Annotated in this window: 22 protein-coding genes; 17 read left to right on the top strand and 5 right to left on the bottom strand. The window is 43.2% G+C overall.

All coding sequences use genetic code 11. From position 1 onward, the window contains the following. Positions 1–107: 107 nt before the first annotated feature. Together PG840_RS01820 and PG840_RS01815 are read right to left on the bottom strand one after the other, a co-directional pair. Positions 108–389 (bottom strand): ABC transporter substrate-binding protein, encoded by a 282-nt coding sequence (locus PG840_RS01820; RefSeq protein WP_270613313.1) that lies wholly within the window; start codon positions 387–389, stop codon positions 108–110. A gap of 121 nt (positions 390–510) precedes the next feature. Continuing rightward, positions 511–810 carry a hypothetical protein gene (locus PG840_RS01815; RefSeq protein ID WP_243014500.1) on the bottom strand — a complete coding sequence of 100 codons (300 nt, stop codon included), beginning with the start codon at positions 808–810 and terminating at the stop codon, positions 511–513. A gap of 128 nt (positions 811–938) precedes the next feature. Here PG840_RS01815 and PG840_RS01810 point away from each other — a divergent pair, with 128 nt between their 5' ends. From PG840_RS01810 to PG840_RS01785, 6 genes are all read left to right on the top strand, one after another. Next, a complete protein-coding gene (locus PG840_RS01810) occupies positions 939–1,316 on the top strand; it encodes an SdpI family protein (protein ID WP_117558887.1) in 378 nt (125 codons plus the stop codon). Positions 1,317–1,330: 14 nt separating this feature from the next. Continuing rightward, positions 1,331–1,879: an alpha/beta family hydrolase gene (locus PG840_RS01805; RefSeq protein WP_117558889.1), complete on the top strand. Its 549-nt coding sequence runs from the start codon at positions 1,331–1,333 to the stop codon at positions 1,877–1,879. A 203-nt stretch (positions 1,880–2,082) separates the two neighbouring features. After that, positions 2,083–2,451, top strand: coding sequence for a VOC family protein (locus PG840_RS01800; RefSeq protein ID WP_055262281.1), 369 nt, complete (start codon positions 2,083–2,085; stop codon positions 2,449–2,451). A gap of 175 nt (positions 2,452–2,626) precedes the next feature. Next, positions 2,627–3,583, top strand: a complete 957-nt coding sequence (locus tag PG840_RS01795) for a ketopantoate reductase family protein (protein ID WP_270613312.1) — start codon at positions 2,627–2,629, stop codon at positions 3,581–3,583. A 128-nt stretch (positions 3,584–3,711) separates the two neighbouring features. Beyond that, the gene (locus PG840_RS01790; protein WP_008369481.1) at positions 3,712–3,972 is read left to right on the top strand and encodes a hypothetical protein; all 261 of its coding nucleotides are present in this window, start codon (positions 3,712–3,714) and stop codon (positions 3,970–3,972) included. A 31-nt stretch (positions 3,973–4,003) separates the two neighbouring features. Further along, positions 4,004–4,264 carry a hypothetical protein gene (locus tag PG840_RS01785; protein WP_270613311.1) on the top strand — a complete coding sequence of 87 codons (261 nt, stop codon included), beginning with the start codon at positions 4,004–4,006 and terminating at the stop codon, positions 4,262–4,264. A 77-nt stretch (positions 4,265–4,341) separates the two neighbouring features. Here the strand turns inward: PG840_RS01785 and PG840_RS01780 are convergent, their stop codons facing one another. Next, positions 4,342–4,551, bottom strand: a complete 210-nt coding sequence (locus tag PG840_RS01780) for a hypothetical protein (RefSeq protein ID WP_022220316.1) — start codon at positions 4,549–4,551, stop codon at positions 4,342–4,344. A 302-nt stretch (positions 4,552–4,853) separates the two neighbouring features. On the opposite strand from PG840_RS01780, the gene PG840_RS01775 reads away from it, so the two are divergent. The 6 genes from PG840_RS01775 to glgB all read left to right on the top strand — a co-directional run bounded on the left by PG840_RS01775 (position 4,854) and on the right by glgB (position 10,969). Beyond that, positions 4,854–6,194 carry an MATE family efflux transporter gene (locus tag PG840_RS01775; RefSeq protein ID WP_008369476.1) on the top strand — a complete coding sequence of 447 codons (1,341 nt, stop codon included), beginning with the start codon at positions 4,854–4,856 and terminating at the stop codon, positions 6,192–6,194. 97 nt (positions 6,195–6,291) lie between these two features. Continuing rightward, positions 6,292–6,549 carry a hypothetical protein gene (locus PG840_RS01770; protein WP_008369473.1) on the top strand — a complete coding sequence of 86 codons (258 nt, stop codon included), beginning with the start codon at positions 6,292–6,294 and terminating at the stop codon, positions 6,547–6,549. A 173-nt stretch (positions 6,550–6,722) separates the two neighbouring features. Then, positions 6,723–7,100: a diacylglycerol kinase family protein gene (locus PG840_RS01765; protein ID WP_055249280.1), complete on the top strand. Its 378-nt coding sequence runs from the start codon at positions 6,723–6,725 to the stop codon at positions 7,098–7,100. Positions 7,101–7,133: 33 nt separating this feature from the next. Next, positions 7,134–7,577, top strand: coding sequence for a phasin family protein (locus PG840_RS01760; protein WP_270613309.1), 444 nt, complete (start codon positions 7,134–7,136; stop codon positions 7,575–7,577). Further along, the gene (locus PG840_RS01755) at positions 7,570–9,165 is read left to right on the top strand and encodes an ABC1 kinase family protein (protein ID WP_022220317.1); all 1,596 of its coding nucleotides are present in this window, start codon (positions 7,570–7,572) and stop codon (positions 9,163–9,165) included. Before PG840_RS01760 ends, PG840_RS01755 begins: the two co-directional genes overlap by 8 nt. Before the next feature lie 19 nt (positions 9,166–9,184). Further along, positions 9,185–10,969 carry a 1,4-alpha-glucan branching protein GlgB gene (glgB, locus tag PG840_RS01750; RefSeq protein ID WP_270613308.1) on the top strand — a complete coding sequence of 595 codons (1,785 nt, stop codon included), beginning with the start codon at positions 9,185–9,187 and terminating at the stop codon, positions 10,967–10,969. Positions 10,970–11,610: 641 nt separating this feature from the next. Here glgB and PG840_RS01745 read toward each other — a convergent pair. Then, positions 11,611–13,401 (bottom strand): glycoside hydrolase family 2 protein, encoded by a 1,791-nt coding sequence (locus PG840_RS01745; RefSeq protein WP_270613307.1) that lies wholly within the window; start codon positions 13,399–13,401, stop codon positions 11,611–11,613. A gap of 201 nt (positions 13,402–13,602) precedes the next feature. On the opposite strand from PG840_RS01745, the gene PG840_RS01740 reads away from it, so the two are divergent. Together PG840_RS01740 and PG840_RS01735 are read left to right on the top strand one after the other, a co-directional pair. Further along, a complete protein-coding gene (locus PG840_RS01740) occupies positions 13,603–14,352 on the top strand; it encodes a phosphatase (RefSeq protein WP_118199042.1) in 750 nt (249 codons plus the stop codon). Positions 14,353–14,450: 98 nt separating this feature from the next. Then, positions 14,451–15,053, top strand: a complete 603-nt coding sequence (locus PG840_RS01735; RefSeq protein ID WP_117835834.1) for a DUF1836 domain-containing protein — start codon at positions 14,451–14,453, stop codon at positions 15,051–15,053. Positions 15,054–15,176: 123 nt separating this feature from the next. On the opposite strand, the gene PG840_RS01730 is transcribed toward PG840_RS01735, so the two are convergent. Then, on the bottom strand, positions 15,177–15,485 hold the full coding sequence (locus PG840_RS01730; RefSeq protein ID WP_022220320.1) for a YerC/YecD family TrpR-related protein: 309 nt from the start codon (positions 15,483–15,485) through the stop codon (positions 15,177–15,179). A 257-nt stretch (positions 15,486–15,742) separates the two neighbouring features. Here PG840_RS01730 and pcrA point away from each other — a divergent pair, with 257 nt between their 5' ends. The 3 genes from pcrA (at position 15,743) to rlmD (ending at position 20,079) form a co-directional block, all read left to right on the top strand. Continuing rightward, entirely contained in the window at positions 15,743–17,980 is a 2,238-nt protein-coding gene (pcrA, locus tag PG840_RS01725; protein ID WP_177999243.1) for a DNA helicase PcrA, read from the top strand. A gap of 145 nt (positions 17,981–18,125) precedes the next feature. After that, entirely contained in the window at positions 18,126–18,368 is a 243-nt protein-coding gene (locus PG840_RS01720; protein ID WP_044998722.1) for a hypothetical protein, read from the top strand. A gap of 70 nt (positions 18,369–18,438) precedes the next feature. Then, positions 18,439–20,079 carry a 23S rRNA (uracil(1939)-C(5))-methyltransferase RlmD gene (gene rlmD / locus PG840_RS01715; protein WP_270613306.1) on the top strand — a complete coding sequence of 547 codons (1,641 nt, stop codon included), beginning with the start codon at positions 18,439–18,441 and terminating at the stop codon, positions 20,077–20,079. Positions 20,080–20,096: the final 17 nt, after the last annotated feature.

Raw genomic sequence — 20,096 nt, 5'->3', positions numbered from 1 at the left:
GGCACGTCCTACCAGAAGGTTGCACAGCTCAATGGCTTATCCAATCCGAATCTGATTTATGTTGGTCAGAGACTGCGGGTGAAATAATAAATATTGTCTTGTACTAACTAAACTACCCCAAAACCAGTAACAAGAGTCAAATTAATTCCTTCATTCGCAAAATACCCATTTTCAATAGCAACGTATTGCGGGGCATAGAAGATAGAATGGGCGACTTCGTTCAGTGTCACAGAGACAGGAGAAGAATTGGTGTCATGATTGGCTTGGGAAGTGACGGTTTCAGCTTTAGGATTCGTAGCATTATCATCGGCAGGTGCAGAGCTGCAGGCTGATAAAAGGCCGACAGTTATAGCAGAAACAAAAAGTAAGGATATAAAATTTTTTTTCATAAGTCCTCCTGGGTGGTATAACATTCTCATTTAAGATATGCAAAAAATGTGAAATTGGTGTTTTTATCTGATAGCCAATCGCTCTCCGCTGAAGATTTTGAAACTCCAGAACAACCTGCAACTAAAAGTCCCTTATTTTATCATATAATTTATCCGAGTAATATGGCAGATAAATAATAGCAAAAGTATAAGCCATATGTTTCGCTTCGGTTAAGTCATTTGTCCTTTTTTCACCATAATATTTGCTCATAAGTGGCTGACTTCCATCACCTACGCCCTGCAATATCAGGTTGATGATCACCAGTGAAATATTAGGAGTCAGAGCAAGTCCGAAAGGAGCGAGTCCTGCCTTAAAAATTGATTTGTATAGAGAACCGAATTCACCAGCATTTGCACAAATTTCCAGTTTCTTTTTTACCACAAAATGCACAAGAACAGAAAACGGTTTGTTGATTAATTTGTCCTAAGAGAGTAAACTGAAACATAAGACATTTGGTGTGTGTGTATCTGAGAAAAACTGAAAAAAGATAAAATAATGGAGGTGCGGTTATGGGATTCTGGATTTTTATGCTTATAATGGATTTACTGATTCCGTTTACAATGATCGGCTTCGGAAAAATGTTTTTGAAAAAAGCACCGGATCAGATCAATTATGTGTTTGGTTACAGAACATCAATGTCAATGAAGAATCAGGACACCTGGGTATTTGCACATCATTATTGCGGAAAGATCTGGTATATCTGTGGACTTATTCTTTTGGTGGTATCTTTAATTGTGTTACTTCTGGTTATGGGAAAGTCTAATGATGCCATAGGAAATGTCGGGGGAATTCTGTGTGTATTTCAGATGATTCCACTGGTGGGTTCGATCATACCGACGGAGATTGCACTCAGGAAAAATTTTGATAAATATGGAAATAAAAGATAAATCAGGAGGATGCCATGAAAATAGCAGTATTTTTCCCAGGCATTGGTTATCATTGTGATAAGCCACTTTTGTACTATGCAAGAAAACTGGTTCAGGAATATGGATATGAAAAGACAGTCATGCAGGAGTATTCCTATAATGGAAAAAATATACGCGGCGATAAAAAGAAAATGCAAGAGGCATTTGAGTGCTTGTATGCGCAGGCAGAAAAGAAGCTTGAAGAAATCGCATTTGACGAGTACAGTGAAGTTTTATTTATTTCCAAAAGCGTAGGAACCATTATTGCATCCGCTTATGCTGAGAAATATAAGATAAAATGCTGCCAGATTTTGTATACCCCGCTTGAACAGACTTTTATGTTTGAACATGATGATGCAATTGCATTTATTGGAACTGCGGATCCGTGGAGCGATGTAAAAAAAGTAATTGCATGTTCAAAGAATCAGGCAGTTCCGATTTATGTGTATGAGGATGCCAATCATTCATTGGAAAAAGAAAATATTTTACAAAACATTGATATCCTGAAAAACGTAATGGAAAAGACACAGAAGTATTTGCGGTAGCTATTCCAGGAAAGCGAACCCATTTGCACTGGAGGTGTCGAATAAATCCCGTGCAATCCGGATAACGTCGTGTGCATAGGATGGAAGATATCCTCCATGGCGGTGCGCCACTGGGAAAGGGAGTTGAATAGGAAAAGCCTATTTTTTACCAGGAAGATCAGAAAAAACTGATAGAGTAAAAAAATCAGGTTGTGGAGGAGAAGATGAGATTAAGGAATATCCTGATTGTCGTAAAAGACATTGAAAAATCAAAGAAATTCTATCATGATCTGTTTGGTCTGGATATCATTCTGGACAATGATGGAAACGTTATTCTGACAGAAGGACTTGTTTTACAGGACGAAAAAGTCTGGAAGGATGTTACAGGAAAAGAAGTTGTCCCGGAGAATAATTCCTGTGAACTTTATTTTGAAGAGCGGAATATTGAAGCATTTACTGAAAAATTAGAAAAACTGTATCCGGAAACCAAATATGTCACCAGGCTGATGACGTACAGCTGGGGACAGAAAGTGATCCGTTTTTATGATCTGGACGGCAATCTGATTGAAGTCAGGACACCGATGCGGGGATAAAGAGAAAATAACATACATCAGGAGGACAACAAAATGGCAGCGGTACTTTTACGTGCAGCAGCTCTGGCGGTTGTCATGGTTCTTGGAATTTTATTGAAAAAGACGGGAATCGTCGGTAATCCGGCGAGGGTACTCCGAAAGATTGAAAAATAGAAAATTTATGAGGTGAGAGAAGATGAAAATAAAATCAGTTGCAGTTTTAGGTGCGGGAGCAGTAGGCTCTTATGTGATCTGGGGTCTTTCTGAAAAATCAGATATCCGGCTTGGAGTGATCGCTGAAGGAGAAAGAGCAGAACGTCTGAAAAAGAACGGATGTGCGATCAATGGCAAGACTTACCATCCGGAAGTGTGGACTCCGGATGAGGCACATGACGTGGATCTGATGGTGGTTGCTTTGAAATACGGTTCACTGGAAGGTGCTTTGGAGAGTATACAAAAAGCAACAGGCGAGCATACGGCGATCATGAGTCTGATGAACGGTATTGACAGCGAAGAGATCATTGGCAGAACAGTGGGAATGGAGCATGTGTTACCGGCACTGATCAAAGTGGCTTCACATAAAGAGGAAGACGGTTATCATTTTGATCCACCGACCACACTTGGAATCATTTTCGGAGAACCGTCCGCGCCGTTCGACAGCGAGCGGGTGAAAGCAGTGGAAGAGTTATTTGCAGATACCGGGATTCATTTCCGCTCCACAGAGTATATTCAGGAAGAGATCTGGTGCAAGTTCTGCCTGAATGTGTGCAGCAATCTGCCGCAGGCGATTCTGGGAGCAGGCGTTGGATGTTACCGTGACAGCGTGCACATGAAAGCAATCAGTGACGGATTAAAAAGAGAGCTGGAAGCAGTCGCACAGGCAAAAGGAATCGATATGAGCAAGACCGAAAGCTCGTCCGGACGTGGAAGTGCGGTTCCAACGTCAGCCAGATATTCCACCTTGCAGGATCTGGATGCCGGATGCCACACGGAAATCGATATGTTCTCCGGCGCGCTTGTTCGGATGGGAAAAGAGCTTGGAATCCCGATGCCGTATAATGAATACACCTATCATATGATCAAGGCGCTGGAAGAGAAAAACGATGGTAAATTTAATTATACCGGGAAGGAAGAACTGACCTGGTCAAAGTAGAAAATATAGAGCGGGTATGTTATGCTGAAATCAGCATAAATTAAAATGTGCGATTTCGGGACGAGATGTAAGATCAGATTCTTGTAAAAAGAACAACATAAAATGAAAAAAAGAAAGAGAGAGAAAGCATGAACGAATTATATGAAGCAATTGAAAAGAAAATCAAATCATCCGGATATCCGAGACTGATTTCCGGAGAGGATGTATACGATGATATTTGTGATCAGATTGAAGGAAAGGAAAATGGAGAATATATTTTACTTTCCAAATTTGATGATGATGTCGTGTTTGAATATCATATCACGATTCAGGATGATGATTTTAATCTTGGAATCCTGACTATGAAGACACCGGAAGGCGTATTTGAAGTAGATTTTGATGAGGAATAGAAGATGAAGATTACCGTTTATCTTGGTGCAAATGAAGGAAATGTTTTCCGAACGTCTGGAATTTCTCCAGAATAATTTTTATTCTTATGGCGAATATGCCCTGGTTGGAACAAAGGGCTATTGCTATGAAGGAAAAGATACGATCGAACATTTTGAAAAGCTGCGCAGCCGGGAAATTGAGCGCCTGCGGGTTTCTTTGGAGATGGCGAAAAAGGCAGGATACCAGAAATTTACCGGGATGATTTTTGGAGAAAATGAGACAAAGGATGTTCTATGCTTTTTCATGTTATAGTAGTAGTTACCAGCGTAAATATAAGGAACGGTTTCGGACAAAAAGAGCGAAACCGTTCCTTATTTGGTTGATAGAAGTCACTCACATTTCTCCGGATCAATTTTCGGCGGCCGATAATGATAGACTTCTTCGTAGGATTCCAGCTCAGCTCTGTTTGTGGGACCGACAGGGATCAGACCGGTGCAGTCCTGCGCAGATGCTGCATTAGACAGATAATCGTAGGAATCGATGATCTTCTGATTGGATTTTTTGCGGGATGAAATATCAGAATGTTTTTCTTTTTTCATGGGGACCTCCTTATCTGATATGGCACAGGCAGAAAAAAGTGAAAATCTTAAAAACTGCCGGCAGGATAAGATAAGTATGTGCTGATAGGTAGAAAGTATGTATGAAAAAAACGGTTTCTGCCTCATTTGGATTTGAAAACTATGTGAGATAGAAAGAAAGCCGTCTGTTAAACGCATCAGGGCAAAAAAATACTTGCATTCTGAGTTTAAGAAGACCATAATAGCAAAGGGATTTTTTTGAAATTATTTGAAATCAGGAATGAAGTAAGAGAGAAGCAGAGGAAAAAGGGAGTTAAAAGAAAATGGAACAAAAGCATATGTTCACAAATAAAATGATTGCAGATCTTCTGATACCGGTCGTTCTGGAACAGCTTCTGAACTCCATCATGGGAACAGCGGACACAATGATGGTAAGCAATGTGGGATCTGCGGCGATTTCAGCAGTATCGCTGGTGGATTCGATCAATGTGCTGGTGATCCAGGCGTTTTCTGCGCTGGCGGCAGGAGGCGCGATCGTCTGTGCACAGTATATCGGACAGAAGAATGTGAAGCGGGCAAATGAATCCGCAAGGCAGGTGCTGTTTATTATTACGGCAATTTCGGTTGTGATCAGCCTGATCTGTCTTGTTTTCCAAAAGCCGATGCTGCGTCTGATCTTTGGATCAGTGGAGGCGGAGGTCATGCGTGCGTCGGAAATTTATTTCTTCTACACGGCACTGTCCTTTCCGTTTATCGCAGCTTATGATTCGGCAGCATCGATTTTCAGGGCACAGGATAATACGAAAGGTCCGATGCTCATTTCCATGATATCCAATGTGATGAACATTGCAGGAAATGCAATGCTGATCTGGGGATTTCATATGGGTGTTGCAGGGGCAGCACTTGCAACTCTGATTTCACGTGTTTTCTGTGCAGTTGTAGTTCTGGCCCAGCTGCGACAGGACAGGCAGCCGATCGTGGTGCGTGATTATCTGAAAATCCGTCCAGACTTCCGGATGATCCGGAGAATTCTAAGTATCGGTATCCCTTCAGGGGTAGAGAACAGTATGTTCCAGCTTGGAAAGCTTGCGATTCAGTCCTCCGTATCAACGCTCGGCACAGTGGCAATCGCGGCACAGGCAATGACGAGTATTCTGGAAAATCTGAATGGAATTGCAGCAATCGGAGTTGGCGTTGGGTTGATGACGATTGTTGGACAGTGTATTGGGGCTGGCAGAAAAGATGAAGCGGTTTACTATATCAAAAAGCTTTGTATGATTGCGGAAGTGATTCTGATCATCAGCTGTCTGAGTGTATTTGTACTGACAAAACCGATCACGATCCTTGGTGGTATGGAAAAAGAAAGTGCGGATATGTGTATACATATGACGATGTGGATCACGATTGTAAAGCCATTGGTATGGATTATGGCATTTATCCCGGGCTATGGTATGCGCGCAGCCGGGGATGTGAAATTTTCAATGCTCACATCTTGCACGACGATGTGGCTGTGCCGTTTTTGCCTCAGCGTATTTATGATCCGGATAGTTGGTGTCGGAGCGATGGGCGTGTGGATCGGAATGTTTTCAGACTGGACACTCCGTGGGATTATTTTTTCGTGGAGATTCCACAGCAGAAAGTGGCTGAAGCATCAGGTGATTTAAAATTCTTACATAGATTTTACATGGCAGATCCTTTGGATTTTACATACCTTTGTTAAGATTCTGTTAAAGGTAAGGAATTTGGAAAGGAAGATGTAAAATGAGAAAGCTGTGGGATTTCTGGAAGAATAAAAAATATGGAAAAAAGAGTATGACAGGATGGTTTCTGCTGACGAATGCATTATTGTGTGGGGGTATAGGTGCAGCACTTTGGGGAGTTGTCAGTCTGGTGGCGTTAAAAGGAATATCCTGGCTGATCATATTTGCAGGCTATGCGATTGTTTTCCCGGGATTCCTCGGAGGTGTACTTTTTGCAATGAATGCGGAAACAACGATGGATGAATTAGAGATAAAATAAACAGACAGAGAAGCGGAAATATCAGAAATGGTATTTCCGCTTTTTTCGATACAAAATACAAATACAAATTTACAATTTTTACAGATTGTATAGAAAGAAAATACGGAAAAGACTGGTTATTATAGAGCTGATTTGGTAAAATAAAGACAATAATAAGAAGCAGGTGATGAAATATGGACAGTCAGAAGAAAGATCCGCTCTATAAAAGTTTTGGATACGCATTTGAAGGGATTGGTACCTGTATCAAAAAAGAGCGGAATATGAAGATTCACTGTGCGGCAGCGGTGTTGGTAGTGATTGCCGGAGTGATATTGAAGATCTCATTGCTGGAATGGTGCATCTGCCTGACGCTTTTTGGGCTTATCATGGCGCTGGAGCTGGTCAATACCGCAGTAGAAGCGGTGGTCGATCTGGTGACGGAAGAGCGGAAACCACTTGCAAAGATTGCAAAAGATACAGCAGCAGGTGCGGTTCTGATTGCAGCAATTATGGCAGCGATCGCCGGGATTATTATTTTTCTACCAAAGGGGCTTACATTCCTTGGACTTTAAAGCAGATTGAAATTGTGAAAGGAGATAGACGTTATGGGAAGCTTAGGAGATGGAGTTAAGAAAGTATTACTTGCAGGGATTGGTACAGTAGCAGTAACTGCAGAAAAGTCAAAAGAAGTTCTGGATAAGATGGCAGAACGTGGAGAAGCAGCTGTAGAACAGGGAAAAGTTCTGAATCAGGAACTTCGCCACAATATCAAGAAGACCGTAAAAGAAAATGTCAATGTTTCTGTCAGGACATCTTCACCGGAAGAACTGGATGAGCTGCTTGACAAGATGACACCGGAGCAGATTGAACAGCTCAAAGAAAGAATTTATGAACGTGAAGCAGCAGTTTCAGAAGAAGAAACAAAAGAAGTAGAAGAAGTTGTAGAACAGACAGGAGAGACGGCTGAAACTGTTGAAACAGAGACGGCAGAGGAAGCAGCAAAAGAAGTCGAAGCAATTGAATCTGGCAACGAGGGCATGAATGAGTAACAAAAACCAGCCAAAAGAGTCAAATAAATATGGTTCCAGACTGCGGGAGATGACAGCAGTCCTCAGAAAACATGGGATTACCGGTGGACTTACCCCGGAAAAGCTCCGGCTGATCCTGGAGGATCTGGGGCCGACTTATATTAAGCTTGGACAGATCATGTCACTGCATTCCGACATTCTTCCGAAAAGCTATTGTGAAGAACTGATGCGGCTTCATTCCGAGGTGACACCGATGCCATTTGAACAGGTAGCAGAAGTGATCCGCAAGTCCTACGGTTATGAGTGGAACGAAGTGTTCCAGAGCATTGATGTGCATCCACTGGGATCGGCATCGATCGCACAGGTCCACCGGGCGGTTCTGAAGACTGGGGAAGATGTTGTCGTCAAAGTTCAGAGGCAGGGCATCTATAAGGTAATGTCCAGAGATATCAGTCTGCTCCACAAAGCGGCAAAGCTGGTCCCGCCAGGTACGATCAAGGACATGGTGGATATTAACATGGTTCTGGACGAGCTCTGGACTGTCACCCAGCAGGAGATGAATTTCCTTCTGGAGGCAGCCAGTATGGAAGAATTTGCCCAGCGCAATCAGGATGTGGCTTTTGTTACAACGCCTCGGCTCTATCGTGAATATACGACCAACCATGTGCTAGTGATGGAATATATTGATGGATTTGCAATCAACGATAAAGAAAATCTGCTGGCAAATGGCTATGATCTGAATGAGATTGGAACAAAGCTTGTAGATAATTACATTCGCCAGGTTATGGAGGACGGTTTTTTTCATGCTGATCCGCATCCGGGCAATGTGCGTATCCGTGATGGAAAGATTGTCTGGATCGATATGGGAATGATGGGAAGACTTACCGAGCGTGACCGGGAACAGATCAGCAATGCAGTCAAAGGTGTGGCAGAGAATGACATCGGTCTGATCCAGGAAGCGGTGATGGCTCTTGGCGAGTTCCGCGGAAAGCCGGATCAGAGCAAGCTGTATGAAGATATCAATAATCTGATGGCAAAATATGGAACGATTGATATGGGTGATATCGATATTGCGGAAGTTATGCAGGATCTGATGGAAGTGATGAAGGAAAATAAAATTTCCATGCCTCATGGACTTACTATGCTTGCAAGAGGACTCGCCAATATGGAAGGTGTGCTTGCCGAGATCAGTCCGCAGATCAACATGGTTGAGATTGCGGCGGCACGGATGAAGGAGAGCTTTCTGACGAAGGAACAGTGGAAAAAAGAGATAAAGAATGATGCAAAAAGACTGTATCGTTCTCTTCACAAGGCAATGGATATTCCTTCCCTTGCAGCAGACATCCTGCAGGGTCACATGAAAGGACAGACCAGAGTCAATCTGGATCTTCATACTTCGGATGAGCTTTCCGGGTTGCTCAGAAGGTTGGTTCGGAATATTGTAATGGGGCTGTGGGTGATGGCACTTCTGATCAGTTCCAGCATTATCTGTACAACCAATATGCAGCCAAGGTTGTGGGGGATTCCGGCAATCGGTGCGTTTGGATATCTGATGGCATTTGCTATTGTAATGTATGTTTTTATCAAACATATCTTTTCAAAAAAATAAATAAACAGGGGGAAAAGAGATGCGGAAGGAGTTTTATACAGGGCATCTTTTTGATGTATATCGTTATTTTGGAGCGCATAAAGATGGTGAAAATTTTATTTTCCGTGTGTTTGCGCCATCGGCAAAAGGAGTGTGCGTATTTGGAGAGTTCAGTAACTGGACAGAGATCCCGATGTATCAGGAGGAACAGAGCGGTGTATATGTGTCAGAGCCGATTCCGGCGAAGACTGGTCAGCTGTATAAGTACTGCATTTACACAGCAAATGGCGGAAGGGTAGAGCACTGTGATCCATATGGCTTCCAGATGGAATTAAGACCAGGAGATTGCTCAATCTTAACGGATCTTTATAGTTATAAATTTAAGGATGAAAAATGGATGAAGAACCGGACAGTCGGATTTGACAGTCCGGTCAATATCTACGAGATCCATGCAGGATCCTGGAGAAAAAAAGGAGAAGGGCAGACAGACTGGTATACTTATATTGAGCTTGCAAAGCTTCTGATTCCTTATGTAAAAAAGAATCATTATACTCATATTGAGATGATGCCGCTTTCCGAGCATCCTTTTGACGGATCTTGGGGATATCAGAATACCGGATTTTTTGCGCCGACCGCACGTTATGGAACACCGGATGAGCTGAAAAAATTTGTGGATGAGTGTCACCAGGCAGGAATTGGTGTGATCATGGATTTTGTTCCGGTACATTTTGCAGTCGATTATTATGGACTGAAAGAATTTGACGGAACCTGTCTGTATGAATATCCAAATGCGGCAGTAGGTGAAAGCGAATGGGGAAGCTGTAATTTCATGCATTCCAGAGGGGAAGTACGATGTTTCTTACAGTCGGCAGCAAATTACTGGTTGAGTGAGTTCCATTTTGACGGAATCCGTATGGATGCAGTCAGCCGTCTGATCTACTGGCAGGGTGACGAGGCCAGGGGTGTTAACGGAACGACACTGGATTTTCTGAAGGTGATGAACCAGGGACTAAAGTCCCTTCATCCGACAGCCATGCTGATCGCAGAAGATTCCACCAATTTTCCAGGTGTTACCAAACCGGTTGACCAGGGAGGACTTGGTTTTGATTACAAGTGGGATCTTGGCTTCATGCACGATACACTGGAATATTTCCAGAGTGCACCAGAATACAGAAGCAGAGATTATCATAAGCTGACATTCTCGATGATGTATTATTATAATGAGCATTTTTTGTTGGAATACTGTCATGACGAAGTGGTACATGGAAAGGCAACGATTCTCCAGAAGATGAACGGAGAATATGAGGATAAGTTCCCGCAGGCAAGAGCTATGTATCTGTATATGATGGCGCATCCTGGTAAGAAGCTGAATTTCATGGGAAATGAATTCGGTCAGCTTCGCGAGTGGGATGAAAGCCGCGAGCAGGACTGGGATATCCTAAAATATCCGCTCCATGATGCATTTCACCGTTATATGATCGAACTGAACCGTATCGGTCAGGAAAATGATGCATTCTGGCATGATTACGATCCGGAGAATTTCAAATGGCTGGACTGCCATCAGGAAGAACGCTGTATCTATGCGATCAAAAGAAAAGGAAAAAATAAGAACTTTATCGCGATATTCAACTTCTCAGACGAAGAACAGGAAGATTACGAACTGGATACCGAAGAAGAAGGAAAACTCAGTGTGATACTGGATACGGACTGGGATGAATATGGAGGAAATACAAAAAAGAAAAAGACATTGCCGGCAAAAGCAAAAAAAGGGACGCATGTGACGCTGGACCTGCCGCCGTTTTCGGGGATTTTGCTGATGAGTTAGGTGATGGGAAAGGGACGCCCGGGGCAGAACGATATTTCTGCTTTCGGGCGCGCTTTCGCTCCGCAAAAAACGCAGCGGTACTAAGTTCGGTGATACCGCAAGCGTTATCCCCTCACTAAGTGCCGGCGTTTTTTGAGGGCCCGCCAGCAGAAATATCGTTCTGCCCCGGGCTGTGCTATGACACCAGAACCGCATCGGCGAAGGGAGAAGACGGCACCATACTAAGCGCACAAAAAACTGATACCAGAGGGACGGCATCCGCTGCGCGTCGCCTGATATGTTGTCTGACGGGAAGTGGTGGCAATGGATTTATGTAGGATGCCAATTAGTAGATACTATAAAATTTAATATCGGTACTGGAAAAGTATAAGTGAATGATATGAAGTTTACGTTCCTGAGCAACCTATCCCACTGAAATTAAAATAGTATTTTCCCAGTGCGGCAGCGAAGCGCCTCCGCACAACTTGTACTGGAGCGACAAACGCAAGCACCCATGCATTCGGAATGAACCCCATCGGAAACGTCGGTACTTAGTGAGAGGATGTCGTCAGACATCATCGAACTTAGTATCCGCTACGTTTGCGGACTAAGCGCGAGCGGGGGTGAATCCGAATCCATGGGTGCGTAACTTTGTCAACCACCTACAACTTACAAACCTCCCTGTCGTAAGTCATCAGCCCGTTTATTTCATCTTCGATGTCGGAGAGTTGTGTATATACTGCTCCGCACAATCCCTGTTCTTTGAGGGGGTCGATTTCTTCAGACATAAGTTTATGATAGGCTGCCTGGAATTCTTCCTGTGAAGAGCAGATTTTATATCCGTATGTCTTGCCGGAGCAGGTATGTCCTTTGACATGGCAGGTGTAGCCTCCGTATTCGGAAATGACGAAAGCGCGGTCAGATGGAGTTACGAACTGCTTTGCAAAGTAGTTATGTTCACTTTTGAAATCTCCCTGCCGTCTGTCAAACCAGCCACTGGCGGAATCGATGAGCCGGGTGTCATCCAGTTCGCGGAATAAGGCAGTGAGCTTTTTTGAATCAAACTGTCCCCAGCCTTCATTGAAGATTACCCAGGTGCTGATGCATGGGAATGCTTTTAGGGCAGTGACAGTTTCTTTGCATTCACGGATGAATTCTTCTCTGCCATGTACATTTTTCCTGCCGAAGAGAGGATGAATCCGGTCACTGGTGTGAAGCTTGAATTTTGGAAAGAGTGCAGGCAGCCAGGTCATGAACGGAGCATTGTAGGTGCCACCGTTTACCATGTCCTGCCAGACGATCATTCCAAGGCGGTCGCAATGATAATACCATCTTGCAGTCTCGACTTTTACATGTTTACGGATCATGTTGAAGCCGAGATTTTTCATGGTCTGGATATCATAGATCAGCGCTTCATCAGATGGCGCAGTGTAAAGCCCGTCCGGCCAGTATCCCTGATCCAGGACTCCATTCAGAAAAAGTGGTTCATGGTTCAGGCAGAAGCGGGGAAGTCCTTTTTTATCCGGTTCGATGGTAAAGGTACGCATTGCAAAATAGCCGGTGACTTTATCTTCGCCTGCCTGTATCTCAATTGTATAAAGATAAGGATCATCAGGATTCCAGGGATGCATATTGTTGACGTCACAGTAGCAGGAGTAACAGCAAAGAGAGTCAGACTGATTGGTGCAGATCCCTTTGGAAATCAGGCGACCGTCCATGTCTCTGACGTGACAGACAACCGCTTCGGCATCGCTGCATCCGGAAATCGGATGATTTAAAAGAAGGGATACGTGTACCGTCTCTTTTTCATATAAAGGGGTGAGTTCCAGTTTTTTGACATAGACAGCCGGAACCCATTCCATCCATACTGTCTGCCAGATTCCACTCTGGGCGGTGTAGAACATTCCGCCACGCTTTAATTTCTGTTTTCCAACACTGTGATAAGAAGTGTCGGAACGGTCTTCAATGTGTACAGTCAGAGTGTTGCAACCCTCCTGCAGAGCATCTGTGATATCAGCAGAAAATGGAAGATATCCGCCGATATGTGAGACAACTACTTTTCCATTTACCAGAACTTTCGCATACTGATCGACTGCACCAAAATGCAAGATGCACCGGGATCCGTCGGAAGGAAGGCACTTGACCGACAGCAGGCGCTCACAGAGCATTTTTTCGCGCGGCTTTAACTGGAAACCGGCACCAGAAAGAGGGGCTTCCGGAGAAAAAGGAACGAGAAGAGTTCCTTCTTTGGTTATGGTATTTTTTTCTGAAAGAACTGTGTAATTCCATTCTCCATTCAGGTTGATATATTGATCGCGGATCATTTGCGGACGTGGATATTCTTCCAGTATGTGCTGCGGATCAAGAGCTTTTCCCCAACGGGTAGTCAGTGTCTGATGGGAAGCTTTTCTGGGAAAGATCCGTACACTTGCAAGTGCTGCTAAAAGATTCATAAAAAAACCTCTTTCGTTAAATATTCTTATAGTCTATTGTACCATGTGACAACAAAAACACCGCACATTTTATAGAAATTTTAGAAATGAAAACAGTGGGGAAAAACGGATTGTAAAAAAGAAAGAATCAGTTTATCATAAGAATATAAGAAAAGATGAGCTGTGAGAACACAGACAAAGAGCAGGCAGGAGGAAATACCGATGAAAATAGTTTTAGATACACATGCACATACCATTGTCAGCGGACATGCATACAATACGATACGTGAGATGGCACAGATGGCGAAAGAGAAAGGACTGGAGGCATTTGCACTGACTGAACATGCACCGCAGATGCCGGGAACCTGTCATGAGTTCTATTTCCAGAATCTGCATATCGTACCGCGTGAAATGTACGGCGTGAGACTGTTCATGGGTGTGGAACTGAATATTATGAATGAAAAGGGAGAGGTTGACCTTCCGGAGAACACACTTTGTCAGATGGATATTGCAATTGCAAGTATTCATGGACCTTGTTATAAAGGCGAGCGGACGGAAGAGGCAATCACGGCGGCATACCTTGCGGCAATGGAGAATCCGCTGATTCACATTATTGGACATCCGGATGACGGAAGATATCCGGTGGATTATGAACAGCTGGCCAAAAAAGCAAAAGAGACAGGGACCATTTTGGAGGTAAATAACGGTTCGTTAAGACCTGGCGGATTCCGCGTGGATACCAGGAAAAATGATTTAAAAATGCTGGAATACTGTAAGAAATACGAAGTTCCGGTTACGATGGGAAGCGACGCACACATGGATGTAGATCTTGCAGATTACAGTTATGCGCTTCCGGTGATCGAGGAGAGTCATTTTCCGGAAGAACTGATCGTTAATACTTCTGCAGAGCTTCTGAAATCATGTATTCGGTATAAACGGAATATGTGGAAACAGAAAAAAGTGAATTGTTAATACGTCACTTACGTTAAAAAAGCCTGGATGAAAGATAGAGAAAAGACTTGATATATAGTTTTTAATACTATATAATATCTATATTGAGGTGAAAAAGAATGACGATAAATACGGAAGATTTATTAAACAGTATCCTGGAAAGTGTCGGCAGAATTGATTATATTCATCCGGTAGATATTCCGAATATAGATTTATATATGGATCAGGTAACAACTTTTATGGAGGAGCAGCTCAGTTCGACGAAGCGTTATGAGGATGATAAGATCCTGACGAAAACGATGATCAATAATTATGCGAAGAACAATCTGCTTCCGCCTCCGAACAAGAAAAAGTATTCCAAAGAGCACCTTCTGGTTTTGATTTTTGTCTATTATTTTAAGAACCTGCTCTCAATCAAAGATATTGAGATCTTGTTAAAGCCACTGACAGACAAATATTTTGCTGTGAATTCGGAATTTGACATGGAAAGTATCTATGAAGAAGTCTGTAAGATGGAAAAAAGCAGGATCGGAGAGTTGCAGGATAGTATTCGTAAGGCGTATGAGACTGCTGAGCATTCTTTTGTATGTGTGGATGATGAAGAAAGAGAACAGCTTCAGAAGTTTGCCTTTATCTGTAATCTCAGTTTTGATGTGTATGTGAAAAAGCAACTGATTGAAAAAATGGTGGACGAACTTCCAAAGCCGGATAAGAAAAAATAAAAGCGTTAGCTTTTTTAAGAAGAATAAAAAAGGAACGGATTTCAGATTTTGAAATTCGTTCCTTTTGGCTATTATGTGTTTGGCAATAGCTGTTACTACCAACTCCTGCCGGTGTCTGTAAAATTAAGATTCGGATTCTTCAGCCCCTGCCTGAAGTCTCTCAAATACCATATCGTATCCATCATTACCATAATTAAGAGAGCGGTTTACGCGGCTGATTGTTGCTGTGGAAGCACCAGTCTTTTCTGCAATCTCCAGGTATGTTTTCTGATCACGTAGCATCTTAGCTACTTCAAAACGCTGTGAAAGCGATAAAAGCTCATTGATCGTGCAGACATCTTCAAAGAATGTGTAGCATTCTTCTCTGCTTTTCAGACTGAGAACGGCATCAAATAAAGAATCGACCGCTTCTGTTCTGATTTTTCTACTCATTATATTATCCCTCCATGACAAATAATCAATAAGAGTGTGACATAAACTGCCCCACTCATTCATACAATGACATATTAGCACATTAAAATTTTAAAGTCCAGATATTTTGCAAAATTTTACAGATAAGAAAAAAGGAGTTGGATTTTTCTATTTTTACGACGAAAAATAGAGACGAGAGATTCTTTGACACCCTACTTTTTTTATAATATAATGATGCAATAGAGCCTCGAGAGAGGAGAAGAAAGAGGAACAAAAATATGAGTATTTATGATACATTAAATGACAGACAGCAGGAGGCTGTTTTCCATACAGAGGGCCCGCTTCTGATCCTTGCCGGAGCAGGATCCGGTAAGACACGTGTCCTTACACACAGGATTGCCTGGCTGATCGATCAGATAGGTGTGAACCCATGGAATATCCTGGCGATCACATTTACGAACAAGGCAGCCGGGGAGATGCGTGAGAGAGTGGATCAGATTGTTGGATTCGGTTCGGAGAGTATCTGGGTGAGCACCTTCCATTCAATGTGTGTGCGGATCCTGCGCAGATATATTGACCGGCTTGGGTATGATACAAATTTTACGATTTATGATGCAGATGATCAGAAGACACTGATCAAGGATGTGTGTAAATATTTGCAGATTGATACGAAAATGTTTAAGGAACGGTCGCTTCTTAGTGCGATTTCTTCTGCAAAAGATGAGCTTGTCACACCGGAAGAGATGACACTTCGTGCGGAAGGGGATTGGGCGAAAAAGAAGATTGCACAGGTTTATACCGAGTATGAAAAGCAGCTGAAAGCTAACAATGCACTCGATTTTGACGATCTGCTTTTAAAGACGGTACAGCTTCTTCAGACACAGCCGGACGTGCTGGAGTATTATCAGGAAAGATTCCGTTATATCATGGTGGATGAGTATCAGGATACGAATACGGTACAGTTTAAGCTGGTAAGCCTTCTTGCCGGTAAGTATCAGAATCTGTGTGTAGTTGGTGATGACGACCAGTCGATCTATAAATTCAGGGGTGCGAATATCATGAATATCCTGAATTTTGAAAAAGAATATCCGAATGCGAAAGTGATCAAGCTGGAACAGAATTACCGTTCCACATCCACAATCCTGAACGCCGCAAATGAAGTGATCCGTCACAATACAGGACGAAAAGAGAAGTCGCTCTGGACCGAGAATGGTGAGGGTGAGAAGATTCAGTTCCGTCAGTTTGATTCTGCTTACGATGAGGCGGATTATATTGTCAGTGACATCAAAGACAAGGTGAACAGTGGAAAAAGAGAATATAAGGATTTCGCTATTTTATACAGAACCAATGCGCAGTCACGTATATTCGAGGAAAAGATGGTGGTATCCAATGTTCCGTATAAGATCGTTGGTGGAGTAAACTTCTATGCAAGACGCGAAATAAAGGATCTGCTGGCATATTTAAAAACAGTAGATAATGGAAAAGATGATCTGGCAGTACGGAGGATCATCAATGTACCGAAGAGGGGAATCGGACTGACAACCATCGGAAGGGTGCAGGATTATGCAACGGAACGGGAGATCAGTTTCTATGAAGCAATCCTGGCTGCAGGATCGGTTCCGGGAATCGGACGTGCGCTTGGTAAAATCGAATCCTTTGCAGCCCTGATTGAGCATTTTAAAGCCGAAGGCGAACGCATGAGTGTAGCGGAATTGATGGATGAGATTATCGATGCAACTGGATATGTAGAAGAACTGCAGGCAGATTCTGATGAAGAAGCAGAAAGCCGTCTGGAAAATATTGAAGAGCTCCGGAATAAAATTGTTGCATACGAGGAGTCCTGTGAAGCAGAAGATGAAAAATCGACACTTTCCGGTTTTTTAGAGCAAGTGGCATTGGTTGCAGATATCGACAGTCTTGATGAGGAGACGGACTATGTGGTGCTGATGACTTTACATAGTGCGAAAGGCCTGGAATTTCCACACGTCTATCTCGCCGGCCTGGAAGATGGGATTTTTCCAAGCTATATGACGATCACGGCAGATGATCCGGCAGAGCTGGAAGAAGAGAGAAGACTCTGCTATGTGGGAATTACCCGTGCAAAGGAGAATCTGACGCTGACCTGTGCAAGACGACGGATGGTACACGGTGAGACACAGTATAATAAGATGTCCAGATTCTTAAAAGAGATTCCGCTGAGTCTGCTTTCTACCGGTGCCCTGTTCAAAAAAGAGCAGACAGAGGAGGAACCAAAGGTATCCGCTTACCGTCAGGCAAAGCAGGCATTTGCGACAAAAGCGTTCGCAGCGACAAAGCCTGCACAGCAGTTTACTGTGACCAAGGGAAAAGGTCCGGGATATGATGTGGGGGACAGAGTGCGTCATATTAAGTTTGGAGAAGGTCTGGTGACACAGATCACAGAAGGCGGACGAGACTACGAAGTGACTGTGGACTTTGATACGGCGGGCACGAAGAAGATGTTTGCCATGTTTGCAAAACTGCAGAAAATTGACTAAAATTGCACTATGTGCCTAAGAAACACATTCTTTTTCGGAAAATCTGTGCAATATGGTGGAAATTATGCATGGATTTGTGGTATACTAGCTATAAACAATGAGTGAGCCGAAGCAGAGAGTGACGGCAGAAAGGGCGTGTATGGAGATGAACAGAATCGAAGAATTACTTGCAACAACGAAACTCAACGATATGATGCATAAGAAAGATGATGATCAGAAGACAACTGTTCTCTGGATTCTTGCAATTATCGGTGCGGTAGCAGCAGTTGCAGCAATTGCATATGCAGTATATTGTTTCTTTACTCCGGATTATCTGGAAGACTTTGAAGAAGATTTTGACGATGATTTCGACAATGATTTCTTCAGTGATGAAGATGAAGTACAGTAATATTAAGAAAGCAGCGAAGGCAGGAATTGTCAAAGATTCCTGCCTTTTCTATGTGAGGGTATATAGATAGATGAAAAAAGGACAGATATTAGAAGGATATATAGAAAGGGTAGATTTCCCGAATAAAGGATTTGCCGTGGTAGAGGGCGAAGAAAAAAAAGTGATCGTGAAGAATACCGTTCCGGAACAAAAGGTGCGTTTCGCGGTGAATAAGATACGAAAAGGTCAGGCAGAGGGACGGCTTCTGGAAATTCTGGAGCATTCACCGGAAGAATGTCAGCCGGCATGTCCGCATTTTGGAGTCTGTGGCGGATGCACTTATCAGAATCTGCCGTATGAAAAGCAGGTGGAGATGAAGGAAGCGCAGATCCATGCAATGATGGATGCGGCGGTTGATGGTGATTATATCTGGGAGGGTGTTAAAGAAAGCCCGGTCAGAGAGGCATATCGCAATAAAATGGAATTTTCTTTTGGAGACGAATATAAGGACGGACCTCTTGCACTTGGCATGCATAAAAGAGGCAGCTTTCACGATATTGTAAATGTTACAGAATGCAAGATTGTGGATGAGGATTTCAGACGAATTATAAAGGCTGTTCTGGAGTTTGCGACAGATACAGGTCTTCCGTATTATCACAGAATGCGCCATACTGGATTTTTTCGTCATCTTCTTGTGAGAAAGGCAGTTCGCACCGGAGAAATTCTGATTGATCTAGTAACAACATCGGAGGCACAGCTAGATGAAGCCAGACTGGTGGAAAAGCTTACCGGTCTTTCTTATGATGGGAAGCTTGCCGGAATTCTTCATACAACCAACAACAGCCTTGCGGATGTGGTAAAAGATGAAGGAACCAAAATTTTATATGGACAGGATTATTTCTATGAGGAACTTTTGGGACTGAAGTTCAAGATCACACCATTTTCTTTCTTCCAGACTAATTCCCTTGGCGCGGAAGTGCTTTATGAGGCAGCAAGATCTTATATCGGTGAGACGAAAGATAAGGTAATCTTTGATCTCTACAGTGGAACCGGAACGATTGCACAGATCCTTGCACCAGTGGCAAAAAAAGTAGTAGGTGTGGAGATCGTTGAAGAGGCTGTAGAGGCTGCAAAAGAAAATGCTGCTTTAAATGGGCTCGATAACTGTACCTTCTGGGCTGGAGATGTGTTGAAAGTAATCGATGATCTGGGTGAAGTACCGGATCTGATCGTATTGGATCCACCAAGAGACGGTGTGCATCCGAAAGCACTGGAAAAGATCATTGATTTTGGTGTGGAAAGAATGGTTTATATTGCCTGCAAGCCGACCAGCCTGGCAAGAGATCTGGAGCTTCTGCAGGGAAGAGGATATCAGGTAGAACGGATTGGGTGTGTGGATCTTTTCCCGAGCACTTATCATATAGAGACGGTTGTTTTGCTTTCCAAGGGTGAGGTCGACTCGAAAAAGATTCGGGTTGAGTTCTCTTTAGAAGATATGGATATGTCCGAATTTCAAGATGGGGCAACCTACACGCAGATCAAGGACTATGTACTGGAACATAGCGGATTAAAGGTATCAAACCTGTATATCTCACAGATTAAGCGGAAATGTGGGATTGAGGTTGGTAAGAACTACAATCTGCCGAAGTCCGAAGATTCCAGACAGCCTCTGTGTCCACCGGAAAAAGAGAAAGCAATCCGAGAAGCATTCAAATATTTTGGGATGATATAACATCCCGTAAAATGGAG

It is taken from the genome of Coprococcus sp. AM97-35 (assembly GCF_027697525.1).
Classification (GTDB): domain Bacteria; phylum Bacillota; class Clostridia; order Lachnospirales; family Lachnospiraceae; genus Allocoprococcus; species Allocoprococcus comes.
Note: the sequence above shows the minus strand (reverse complement) of the source record. Positions and strands in the feature narration are given on the sequence as shown.